We start from the raw sequence: 10,956 nt of genomic DNA on the forward strand, positions 1-10,956 counted from the left end.
GTTGGAGATGTGGTTAAAGGTATTGTAACGAAGGTAGAAGAAAAACAGGTAATAGTCGAAATAGAAAATTGTAAGTTTACAGGGATTATTCCAATAAGTGAACTTTCAAGTTTACATGTTGAAAAGGCATCAGATGTTATAAATGAAAATGATCAATTAGAATTAAAAGTGTTAAAGGTAGAAGAAGAAGCATTAGTTCTTTCTAAGAGAGCGATAGATGCGGAAAAAGCATGGGAATCGTTGGAACGAAAATATGAATCTAAAGAGGTTTTCGAAGCGGAAGTTAAGGATGTAGTTAAAGGTGGACTTGTAGTAGATTTAGGGGTAAGAGGATTCATCCCGGCATCTTTAGTTGAAGCTCATTTTGTAGAAGACTTTTCTGATTATATGGGAAAGACATTATCCTTAATCGTTGTTGAACTTGATCGTGAGAAAAACAGAGTAATTCTTTCTCATCGTGCTGTAATTGAAAAAGAGCAAAATGAAAAGAAGTCTGCTCTACTTGAAACGATTGAAGTTGGCTCCGTTATTGAAGGGAAAGTCCAAAGATTAACTGATTTTGGTGCATTTGTTGATATTGGTGGAATTGATGGTTTGGTTCATATTTCACAGCTTTCTCATTCTCATATTGATAAGCCATCTGATGTAGTTGAGGAAGGGCAAACAGTGTCAGTTAAGGTACTAGGTGTAGATCGTGATAATGAGAGAATTTCTCTATCGATAAAAGAAACACAACCTGGCCCATGGGCTAACATCGCTGAAAAGGTTAAAGTAGGTGATGTAGTAGAAGGACATGTAAAAAGATTAGTATCATTTGGTGCATTTGTAGAAATACTACCAGGTGTAGAGGGTCTTGTTCACATTTCTCAAATTTCAAATAAACATATTGGTACACCACAGGAAGTACTTGAGTATAATCAATCAGTAAAAGTAAAAGTTCTTGATGTGAATGAAGAAGAACAACGAATTTCTTTAAGCATGCGTGAATTAGAGGAAACTCAAAAAGCATCAGATGAGGACTTCCGTAATTACCAAGCTCAGGAAGAAACTTCATCAGGATTCCAACTTGGTGAAATGATTGGAGATCAATTGAAAAAATTAAAATAATTAAAATGGTGGTATAGTTGAGCAATCGAGCAGAACGAAAACTTGAACATATTCAGCACGCATTAACAACTGGTCAAGACCGTACGAATGGACTTGAAGATATAACGTTTGTTCATCAAAGTCTACCTAATGTATCAGTAACAGATATCGATTTATCAACAAAAATTGGCGAACTTTCTTTAAGTTCGCCAATTTTTATAAATGCCATGACTGGTGGCGGGGGACAGAGTACACTTGAAATAAATAAGGCTTTAGCAAATGTTGCGCGGGAAACAAATATTGCGATAGCTGTTGGCTCACAAATGTCTGCCCTAAAGGATAAAGAAGAAAGACCTACATATGAGGTAATAAGAAAAGTAAATAAAAGCGGAATCATTATCGGAAATTTAGGTAGTGAAGCAACAGTTGAGCAAGCAAAGCAAGCTGTTGACATGATAGAAGCAAATGCTTTGCAAATTCATCTAAATGTAGTTCAGGAGCTTATTATGCCTGAAGGTGATCGGGATTTTACTGATGTTTTAAATAGAATCGAAAAGATTGTTTCCGCTATCCCTATACCGGTTATCGTTAAAGAGGTTGGGTTTGGAATGAATAAGGAAGTAGCAAAAAAGTTAAAGGAAGTTGGTGTTTGCGTAGTTGATGTTGGAGGATACGGCGGAACAAATTTTGCAAAAGTTGAAAACTTAAGAAGAGAAAGTGTGTTAGATTATTTTAATCAATGGGGAATTCCAACTGCAGCATCTATTGCTGAGGTGAGGAGTGTCGATGAACAGATGTCGATCATCGGTACAGGAGGAATTCAAAACGCACTTGATATAGCAAAAGCGATCGGTTTAGGGGCATCAGCAGTCGGGATCTCTGGTTACTTCTTAAAGGTATTAATAGAGCAGGATGCTAAAAAATTAACACGTTTAATCGAACAAATGAAATTAGATTTAACACTTCTTATGACAGCTTTAGGCACTAGAACAATTAAAGAGCTACAACTAGCTCCTTTAATTATAACCGGTCACACACATCATTGGTTAACTGAAAGAGGAATTGATACGAAACGGTATAGTTTAAGGACTAAAGAGTGATATTTTAAATTGGCTATTACAGAAAGGAAGAATCCTTCGTGTAATAGCCTTATTTATTTTTGCCCAGTACAACTGGTGTTGATTTCTGCTTCAGACATGTGCTTTTTATTGGATGATCTTGAGCCTCCCTCTTAAGCTCAATATGTGGGTAACCAATGACACGTTTCTCTCTACATGAGTCTTATGTATCCGTTCTAATCAATTAAGTGGATAAAAATCAAGAATAACCTTTAACATTGCTATTTATTTTAAAAAGTTCTTACCTACCTTTCTATAAAAAATTTCTCCTTATTTTCTCCAATGTTTGATTAAAGATAATTGAAAAAAGGCATAATGGGTATAGTAGGAGGAGTAGGAAGTGGAAGGAATATATTTTTATTGGATTATGTGGCTAGCTTGGATAGTAACAACATTTTTAATGAAGAAAAATAAGCTGAGAGTGAAGCTGAGTATTTTTTTAATGATTACGATTTTATTAAGTAAATATTATGTCATTGTCGGAGATTACACGATAAGGGTGTCACTGTTCTTGTTTTTATTTCTTGGATATTACTTAGCTGTTAAACAGAAACAACAAAAATCGCTCTCTTTACTTATCATGACGCTAACTTTAACCTTTGCTTATTCAGGAATTTTGTTGTTCAGAGTATATGATCCCGTTTGGTTCTTCATCGATTATCGGTTATTAGTAAGTGTATTAATTGGTGTTTTAGCCATTTATTTAGGGAAACATCCTATACATAGATTTGCATTGTGTATGATTTCTATATGCCAAGGGGAATTTTTATATTGGATGATATTAGGGAAATTTTATGATGGTCTAACGATCGGTACTTCTGCTTGCTTAGATATGCTAGTGATCGGCTGTTTAATTATATTTTTATGGATGGTAACAGAACATATTATTACGATTTTAGAACATACATTACAAAAACCTGCAAAGGAGAAACAAGGTTAATATGAATGAATATACGTACCCGGTTATTTTTGGAATATTAGTCGGGGTATTATGTAGATTGCATATGTTAAAAACAGACTACCGACAATATCCAACATATTTACACGGAAAGATAATCCATATAGCACTTGGATTTATCGCTGCAGGTTTAGGAACAGTTGCTGTCCCTTCGATTATGGAGGAAGATTTTACTGCAATTACCTTTCTTACTCTTGCAGCTTCTCAATTTCGCGATGTCCGTAATATGGAAAGAAATACACTAACTGTTCTCGATGGCTATGAACTTGTCCCTCGGGGAAGCACTTATATTGAGGGAATTGCTGTTGCATTCGAGAGTAGAAATTATTTAGTTATATTTACCTCTCTTTTTACGACTTTAGCTTATTTAGTAGGAAACTTACTATTAGCCATTTTAGTAGGAATAATTTGTTTTTTTGTTTGTCGAAGATTAATGTCAGGAACTTGTATAAAAGATATTGTGACAATTGAATATGTAGAGCCGCATTTTGAAGGTGCTGGCCTGTATGTTGGAAATATTTATATTATGAATATCGGGATACCAGATAAACAGAAGGATGTTCTTAAATATGGTATGGGATTTATCCTAACTCCAAAAAGTGTAAATTCAAAAGCTACAATTGCAAATTTAGGACAAAGACAGGCGATATTACATGATGTTTCAACTGCATTAGGAGTAGTTCGTGATTCAGGTGAACCAGCTTTAGTTCCTTTAGCAAAAAGAGACCTTAGTGATGGAAGATTAGGGGTTTTTGTTTTACCCCAGGAACGAGATATAGAAAAAGCAATTCGTGTCATTGGTGAGACACCAACGCTTGAGAATGCAATTAGAATGCCTACTGAAGCAAAGGCGAATCACAAAGGAGAAAATAGATGAGTTCAACATTGGATAAATATATTCTTGCGATCATTACTACTGATAAAACTAAAGCTGCAGGTGGCACAGCAATATTTATATGTAAAACAAAAGAGGAAATGGATTTTTATGCAAAAAACCTTGAAGCAATTTTAGATGGAATCGCGCATGGAATCGGTGATGATATGTATATTGTTGTTAAACACTAAGTTGAGTATTTGAAAAATGTTTGCTAATATATAAAAGTTAAGCCCTTCTTTTTGATAGAAGGGTTTCTTTTATCAGCTTAAAAAAGGATAAAATAGTGTCGATGTTACTTTCTGAATCCAGTAATTCGAATTTTATCCTTAGAAGCTTAAAGGAATCTCCGCTTGCACTTTTTTGTTATGAGCAAACTTTGCAGCGAAAATCTAAACAAGTCTGCACATACACTGTATGATGATTGTAGGTGTGGGTCATTATAAAAATAATGATTGCAATATTTCATACATAACATAGATATTTTGGACAGGCTTCAACTAATAGCAAACTTATGTAATAGTGTTCATGGTAAAAAAGTAAGGCTCTTTACTAAAAGTTTGTTGTTTTTAGTATTAACTTTATAAGGGTTGATTGGAATTGGAGCGTAAATGCGAGAATCCTGCGGGATGTGTGGGAGAGGTTAATCTTGAGCAGGTATTTACACTGAGGAAGCTCACCACCCACCCCGCGGAAAGCAAGTCTGCACGAGGAAATCAACGACGAACGACTACACTGTAAAAAAAGTAACAAAGTTTGCGAAAACAGCCAATTATTTTTACTTATTAAAGTTAACAAATAAAATCTCAAAAATTCTATTTAGACATATATAGAATGAATTTAAGAAAGGGTGAAGGGTATGGCAAAACCTGTTGTCGCGATTGTTGGCCGTCCTAATGTAGGGAAATCGACAATTTTTAATCGAATTGCAGGAGAGAGAATTTCTATTGTAGAAGATGTACCAGGAGTAACTAGAGATCGAATTTATAGTTCAGGAGAATGGTTAAACTATCAATTCAATCTAATTGATACAGGTGGAATTGATATTGGGGATGAACCATTCTTATCGCAAATTAGACATCAGGCTGAAATTGCTATTGAAGAAGCAGATGTTATTATTTTCTTAACTAATGTTCGTGAAGGTGTAACTGCCGCAGATGAAGAAGTTGCAAAGATATTATATCGTTCAAATAAACCTGTTGTTCTTGCGGTGAATAAAGTTGATAATCCTGAAATGAGAGCAAACATTTATGATTTTTATTCATTAGGATTTGGAGAGCCATTTCCAATCTCAGGATCCCATGGATTAGGTTTAGGAGATTTATTAGATGAGGTCGCGAAAAACTTTAAAAATTTAGGGACAGAAGATTATGATGACTCAACGATCAAATTTTCTTTAATTGGTCGTCCTAATGTCGGGAAATCATCATTAGTAAATGCTATTTTAGGTGAAGAACGTGTCATCGTAAGTGATATTGCCGGAACTACGCGTGATGCAATTGATACTGTGTATAAATATGAGGGTCAAGAGTTTGTCATTATTGATACAGCAGGAATGAGAAAAAAAGGGAAAGTGTATGAAACTACTGAGAAATACAGTGTTCTTCGTGCTCTTAAGGCGATAGATCGTTCAGATGTTATTTTAGTAGTACTTAATGGAGAAGAAGGTATCATTGAGCAGGATAAGCATATTGCAGGTTATGCTCATGAAGCAGGAAAATCTGTTGTTATAGTAGTGAATAAATGGGATGCTGTAGAAAAAGATGAACGGACAATGAAAGAATTTGAAGAAAATATTCGAGATCATTTCAAGTTTTTAGATTATGCTCCAATTGTGTTTTTATCAGCGATCACAAAGAAACGGATTCATACATTAATGCCAAAAATAATTCTTGCGAGTGAAAATCATTCAAGAAGAGTCCAAACGAATGTATTAAATGACGTCGTAATGGATGCGGTCGCAATGAATCCAACTCCAACACATAAAGGAAAAAGATTAAAAATCTTCTATACTGCACAAGTAGCTGTAAAACCACCTACTTTTGTTGTGTTTGTTAATGACCCTGAACTTATGCATTTTTCGTATGAACGATTTTTAGAAAATCGAATTCGCGATGCTTTTGAGTTTGAAGGAACTCCAATTAAAATTTTTGCAAGGGAAAGAAAATAATTGATAGTAAAGGGTAATGCATCAAAAATGGGTTACCCTTTTTTAGAAAAGGACGTGTTACTATGGAACAAATAACAGTATTAGGTGCCGGTAGCTGGGGTACGGCATTAGCAATTGTGCTTGCTGATAACGGACATCATGTGAAGTTATGGGGCCATCGTCCAGAAGCGATTGAAGAATTGAATCGTACGAGAAGAAACGAAAAATATCTACCAGGTATTGAATTACCAAGTAATATAACAGGTTATTCAAATTTAAGAGAAAGTCTTGAAGAGGTACAAACCATTGTTTTAGCCGTTCCAACAAAGGCTATTCGCGATGTTCTTAAAGACATATCAAGCATGTTAGAAAAAGAAATGACGATTGTTCATGTTAGTAAGGGGATAGAACCAAATACATTAATGCGTATTTCCGAGATAATTGAAGAGGAAATGCCTTCTCATTTATTAAAAGATGTCGTCGTATTATCTGGACCAAGTCATGCGGAAGAAGTAAGCAGACGACATATTACAACAGTTACCTCATCATCAAAAAATATGGAAGCTGCAGAATACATACAGGATTTATTTATGAACCAACATTTTCGGGTGTATACGAATCCAGATGTTATTGGCGTCGAAATTGGTGGAGCTTTAAAAAATATTATTGCGTTAGCAGCGGGTATCACAGATGGACTTGGATATGGTGATAATGCAAAAGCAGCTCTCATTACTAGAGGGCTTGCGGAAATTGCTCGATTAGGAAGTAAAATGGGAGGGAATCCTCTTACGTTTTCTGGGTTAACAGGTATAGGGGATTTAATTGTTACATGTACAAGTGTCCATTCTCGTAACTGGAGAGCAGGACATTTACTTGGTAAGGGACAAAACCTAGATGAAGTATTAGATAATATGGGAATGGTCGTTGAGGGAGTTCGTACTACAAAGGCTGCTTACCAACTGGCGAAAAAATACAATGTAATGATGCCAATTACAGAAGCGTTATATGAAGTCTTATTCAATGGACAGTCACCTAAGGTAGCGGTTGATTCATTAATGGCTCGAGTAAAAACACATGAAATGGAAGATCTCGTGAATATTATGGAGAATCGCTAAAAGATATATTCTTTCAGTAAGCTAAATTTTCTTTGGTGATGAAAAATATGTAGTTGATAAAAGAAGTATTTTATTATTGATGTGACCATCATGACATATATAGCATACTATAAGAAGAATAATTCTAAGGGTAATAATATATCCGATAAGGTATAAACTGCGTTCACAAAAAAAAGCGGGAATTTATGTATTGGTGGTTTTTTCCTTGGTTGCCTGAACACTATACCTTTCTTGTGAAGTTTACATGACATTTCTAGGCATTAGAGGATACAAAATCATTAAAAACCGCATAATATGCAACGTAGTTAATTAAGAGTTGTTCTTATGTTGGGTACAATTTAGTCATTCACCTTGCTGAAGTAAAGTTCGTCCCCTCTTTACTTCAGTTTTTTTTTCATTTTTAGTACTATAGGATCTGTATTGTAAACGCCTTCTGATTAAAGGGGATTTGAGCTATGACCTTTGGACAAGCATACTAAAGTATATTATAATCTACAAAGAGTGTACGTAAATGGGAACGGAGAAGAAGATTGACAGGCAATGAAGAGGAAATATAAAAATTTAAATTATAATTTAAAGGTGTAAAAAAATCTGAACATTTATTTAGTAAAATATTTTTATTTAGCTTTTCAATATAAAAAATTTAAAAATGCTTTTTCAGCTGTTTTAATAGCTGAATTAAGCGCTTTTTCTTTGCTTTTAGGAGGGGAACGCTATGAGTATTGCTTTAATGAAAATGTGGATTTCATTTGCTTCTATGGGGTTTATGTTTATTGCTATCATATTAATCTATTTGAGTCGTTTCAAACTTAAAAACGGAATAATTAAATTTATAGTAACATTATTTGCCTATATTTTTATGATTCTAGCAGGAATAATCATACTTTTTGTTGTTTTTAGTGGACCTGTATCTGAATAAAACGGTAAAAGGAAGTTGTTAACGATGAAGTGTTTGAAAATGTTACCTATAATTATAGGCTGTGCATTACTTGCTGGTTGTTTATACCCTGACGATAAATTACAAAAGAATACAATTCCCTATGAGGATCAAATTGCTGCTGTTCAAAGTTCAGTTAACAAATTTCAAGAGGATACAGATGGGCTATTACCAATAAAAACAAGGGACATGTCAACACCTATTTATCAAAAATATCCAATCGATTTTTCGGCCATTTCACCTAAATACATAGCCGAACCACCAGGAACGGCCTTTGAAAGTGGGGGAGTCTATCTTTACGTCTTAGTCGATGTTGAAGAAAACCCAACAGTTAAGTTAATTGATATTCGCATATCTGAAGCAATACAAGAGCTAAAGCTTAGACTTGATGTATATCGTCAATCGAATGGGTATCCACCATTTAAAGAGAAGATAACTGATAATGTATATACTCTAGATTATGATAAGCTTGGATATAATGAACCACCAACTGTTCAAAGTCCCTTTTCAGGTGAATATTTGCCATTTGTCATAGATACTAATGCTGAAGTTTATGTAGATTATCGAATTGATTTGTATAAGGCGCTAGAATCAAATGACCATAATTTTAAAACAGGTGATGATATTAGAGATATTTTAGTGTCAAATAGTCACTTTGTTCCAGTTTATTCGCTTCCGTATACAATAAATGATAAAGGTGAACCAGTATTTTATGTTGAAAAGAAATAAAAAAATAGATAAATAAGTCATGAACCCTTCTTTTAAGAATAAACTTTAAAAGAAGGGTTTTCTTTTACGCTTAAGTAATGGATTAAGAATGATATATGAATGATGGTAGAAAAAAATTTGTTAGCTAAGTCATAAATAAATAGGACAACATCATACATATATAGAGTCCTATAGATGACGGATAAGCTTTATCCCAAATTGTAAAATCGGGAGGGGATCACTTGGAAAAAGTAGATATTTTCAAGGATATCGCTGAACGAACTGGTGGCGATATATATTTAGGAGTAGTTGGTGCAGTAAGAACAGGTAAATCTACTTTTATTAAGAAGTTTATGGAGCTAGTTGTTTTACCTAATATTGAAAACGAATCAGATAAAGCTAGAGCTCAAGACGAATTACCACAAAGTGCAGCTGGTAAAACGATTATGACAACTGAGCCTAAATTTGTCCCAAATCAAGCTGTTTCAATCCATGTTGGTGAGGGACTTGACGTCAATATTAGATTAGTAGATTGTGTAGGTTATACTGTACCAGGAGCTAAAGGATATGAGGATGAAAATGGGCCAAGAATGATTAATACACCTTGGTATGAAGAACCAATACCTTTTCATGAAGCTGCAGAAATTGGAACTCGTAAAGTGATACAAGAACACTCTACAATCGGATGTGTCATTACAACTGACGGTTCTATTGGGGATATACCTCGGGCAGACTACTTAGAGGCTGAAGCAAGGGTCATTGACGAGCTAAAAGAGGTAGGAAAACCGTTTATTATGATTATTAATACCGTAAGACCGCACCATCCGGAAACAGAAGCCCTTCGACAATCTTTAAATGAAAAATATGATATTCCTGTACTTGCAATGAGTGTAGAAAGTATGAGGGAGTCAGATGTATTAAATGTATTAAGAGAATCATTATATGAATTCCCAGTATTAGAGGTAAATGTTAATTTGCCAAGCTGGGTCATGGTATTAAGAGAAAATCATTGGTTAAGAGAAAGCTATCAAGAAGCAGTACAAGATACAGTGAAAGATATTAAAAGGTTAAGAGATGTTGATCGTGTTGTAGGACAGTTTAGTGAGTATGATTTTATTAATAAAGCGAGTCTTGCTGGAATAGAAATGGGTCAAGGGATAGCTGAGATTGACTTATATGCTCCTGATGATTTATACGATCAAATTTTAAAAGAAGTAGTAGGCGTTGAAATTCGTGGTAAGGATCATCTATTACAACTAATGCAGGATTTCGCCTATGCTAAAGCAGAATATGATCAAGTTGCTGATGCCTTAAAAATGGTCAAACAAACTGGATATGGAATTGCCGCACCTGCACTGACGGATATGAGCCTTGATGAACCAGAAATTATCCGACAAGGTTCAAGGTTTGGTGTAAGATTAAAGGCTGTAGCTCCATCAATCCATATGATTAAGGTTGATGTGGAATCAGAATTCGCACCAATTATTGGAACTGAAAAGCAATCAGAGGAATTAGTTCGATATTTAATGCAAGACTTTGAAGATAATCCATTATCAATTTGGAATTCTGATATTTTTGGTCGCAGCTTAAGTTCAATTGTTCGTGAGGGAATTCAGGCTAAATTATCCCTAATGCCTGAAAATGCTCGATACAAACTGAAAGAAACTCTAGAAAGAATCATTAATGAAGGATCCGGTGGATTAATAGCCATCATATTATAACCTTAAGACCTCCCTAAAAAGAGGTCTTTTTCTTTTTTGCTGGTGGATAGGCTAATCTTTTTCGAAATTTCTCTTAAGAAGCAGCCTTTAAAAAATCAATCGGAAAAATTCAAACAATTATTTGGAAGGGACTATCGTGAAGAGCATAGTTTTATGAAATTCTTGAAAAAAGTTGAAAGTTTAGTTAAAGTAAGAAAAATTATATTGAAAAACAGAAAATTTCAAAAAAAATTATTATTACAATTAGATTAAATATATTAATAAAATAATTCAGTAAATTTGTTAAAAAT

Annotated in this window: 10 protein-coding genes; all 10 read left to right on the top strand. The window is 34.3% G+C overall.

Annotated elements, in window-relative coordinates; genetic code table 11:
* Positions 1-1,107, top strand: a 1,107-nt coding sequence (gene rpsA, locus HU235_RS23520) for a 30S ribosomal protein S1 (protein ID WP_174881788.1), incomplete at its 5' end; no start/stop codon positions are given.
* Between the two features lie 17 nt (positions 1,108-1,124).
* A complete protein-coding gene (gene fni / locus HU235_RS23525) occupies positions 1,125-2,186 on the top strand; it encodes a type 2 isopentenyl-diphosphate Delta-isomerase (protein WP_095301112.1) in 1,062 nt (353 codons plus the stop codon).
* A gap of 358 nt (positions 2,187-2,544) precedes the next feature.
* Positions 2,545-3,144, top strand: a complete 600-nt coding sequence (locus HU235_RS23530; protein WP_095301113.1) for a YphA family membrane protein — start codon at positions 2,545-2,547, stop codon at positions 3,142-3,144.
* 1 nt (position 3,145) lies between these two features.
* A complete protein-coding gene (locus HU235_RS23535) occupies positions 3,146-4,039 on the top strand; it encodes a YIEGIA family protein (protein ID WP_095301114.1) in 894 nt (297 codons plus the stop codon).
* Positions 4,036-4,227 carry a capping complex subunit for YIEGIA gene (locus tag HU235_RS23540; RefSeq protein ID WP_095301115.1) on the top strand — a complete coding sequence of 64 codons (192 nt, stop codon included), beginning with the start codon at positions 4,036-4,038 and terminating at the stop codon, positions 4,225-4,227. The genes HU235_RS23535 and HU235_RS23540 overlap by 4 nt, the downstream gene beginning before the upstream one ends.
* 668 nt (positions 4,228-4,895) lie before the next feature.
* Positions 4,896-6,206, top strand: a complete 1,311-nt coding sequence (gene der, locus HU235_RS23550; protein ID WP_212591226.1) for a ribosome biogenesis GTPase Der — start codon at positions 4,896-4,898, stop codon at positions 6,204-6,206.
* A 62-nt stretch (positions 6,207-6,268) separates the two neighbouring features.
* On the top strand, positions 6,269-7,300 hold the full coding sequence (locus HU235_RS23555) for an NAD(P)H-dependent glycerol-3-phosphate dehydrogenase (protein WP_095301117.1): 1,032 nt from the start codon (positions 6,269-6,271) through the stop codon (positions 7,298-7,300).
* A 715-nt stretch (positions 7,301-8,015) separates the two neighbouring features.
* Positions 8,016-8,219 carry a DUF2768 domain-containing protein gene (locus HU235_RS23560; RefSeq protein ID WP_095301118.1) on the top strand — a complete coding sequence of 68 codons (204 nt, stop codon included), beginning with the start codon at positions 8,016-8,018 and terminating at the stop codon, positions 8,217-8,219.
* 24 nt (positions 8,220-8,243) lie between these two features.
* Positions 8,244-8,966: a hypothetical protein gene (locus HU235_RS23565; RefSeq protein WP_095301119.1), complete on the top strand. Its 723-nt coding sequence runs from the start codon at positions 8,244-8,246 to the stop codon at positions 8,964-8,966.
* Positions 8,967-9,187: 221 nt separating this feature from the next.
* Positions 9,188-10,666 carry a stage IV sporulation protein A gene (spoIVA, locus tag HU235_RS23570; RefSeq protein WP_095301120.1) on the top strand — a complete coding sequence of 493 codons (1,479 nt, stop codon included), beginning with the start codon at positions 9,188-9,190 and terminating at the stop codon, positions 10,664-10,666.
* Positions 10,667-10,956: the final 290 nt, after the last annotated feature.

The organism is Metabacillus niabensis, from assembly GCF_902829255.1.
GTDB classification, from domain to species: Bacteria; Bacillota; Bacilli; order Bacillales; family Bacillaceae; genus Metabacillus; species Metabacillus niabensis.

Coding starts and splice junctions, on each gene's coding strand:
- HU235_RS23560 (WP_095301118.1), top strand. CDS start 8,016: ATGAGTATTGCTTTAATGAAAATGTGGATTTCATTTGCTTCTATGGGG.
- HU235_RS23565 (WP_095301119.1), top strand. CDS start 8,244: ATGAAGTGTTTGAAAATGTTACCTATAATTATAGGCTGTGCATTACTT.
- HU235_RS23540 (WP_095301115.1), top strand. CDS start 4,036: ATGAGTTCAACATTGGATAAATATATTCTTGCGATCATTACTACTGAT.
- der (WP_212591226.1), top strand. CDS start 4,896: ATGGCAAAACCTGTTGTCGCGATTGTTGGCCGTCCTAATGTAGGGAAA.
- HU235_RS23535 (WP_095301114.1), top strand. CDS start 3,146: ATGAATGAATATACGTACCCGGTTATTTTTGGAATATTAGTCGGGGTA.
- HU235_RS23555 (WP_095301117.1), top strand. CDS start 6,269: ATGGAACAAATAACAGTATTAGGTGCCGGTAGCTGGGGTACGGCATTA.